Consider the following 964-nt stretch of genomic DNA (forward strand, 5'->3'; position numbering starts at 1 on the left):
TTAATTAGTGATATCAATGCTCAACTATCTAAAATCGAATGGTATATCGAAAAACAAGCTAAACAACATAACCCCGTTGATTTTCACTTGCTCAAATCCATTCCCGGTGTCGGGCAAATTCTCGCGCTAACCATTATTTATGAAATTGGCGACATCGCTCGTTTTGAATCGGTGCAAAAATTTGCTTCTTATTGTCGATTAGTTAAATGCAAAGCTGAATCAGCTGGTAAAACATATGGCACTCAAGGCAATAAAATTGGGAACCAACATCTTAAGTGGGCATTCTCTGAAGCTGCCGTTCTGTATTTACGTGGTAATGAGAAAGCACAACAATATTTAGTTAAATTACAAAAGAAAATGAGCAAAGCAAAAGCCTTATCTGCATTGGCTCACAAGTTAGGACGCTGTGTCTATTTTATGCTTAAGAACAAAAAGGTATTCGATGAAACCCGATTATTAGGTTAAGTCAGTCACGCAATCGGATGAGCTGAACGTCTAACTGGAAGCTTAAGCTGAAAACACATTAAATCCTGCGTTAATTCGTAACTAACCAAACTAGGTTTAACAGGGTTTATGTTTCATCGCTCGCTAGCCTCTTGGTCTTGATTAGACATCCGATTGGCGTGCATTTAATTTAATCAGCAAAATCGTTTACACCTTCTTTGAGCCTGCTGCTAACTGGGTAATTTATTAAACCCGCCACCTTGAATAGTGCCATATGTGGGTTAACCGATGAATGTCTAGTGCCCCTGTTTATTTTAAAGGATTAAGTCCAAACAGGCATGTGGTGAGACCACAATAAGAGAGCCTCTATATGTGTTTGCTGTAGGCGATTGAGACCTGACAGCTAAAATGACAAGCGAAGTAGATTATTTTGCTGATTAACTTGGATTCGACAACCGAAAAGTTGCCGAAAAGATCACTATTACCTATTGACCAACGGGAGGCTCATATGTGTTAGGTG

The 964-nt window shown here is 39.1% G+C and carries 1 protein-coding gene; it reads left to right on the top strand.

Features of this window, described 5'->3' with window-relative positions:
• The coding region (locus tag XM47_RS18620) for a transposase (protein ID WP_149865561.1) at positions 1-465 on the top strand (465 nt) is incomplete at its 5' end.
• Between the last annotated feature and the right edge of the window lie 499 nt (positions 466-964).

Origin of the sequence: Catenovulum maritimum (assembly GCF_001050375.1) — a bacterium.
Taxonomy (GTDB): Bacteria; Pseudomonadota; Gammaproteobacteria; order Enterobacterales; family Alteromonadaceae; genus Catenovulum; species Catenovulum maritimum.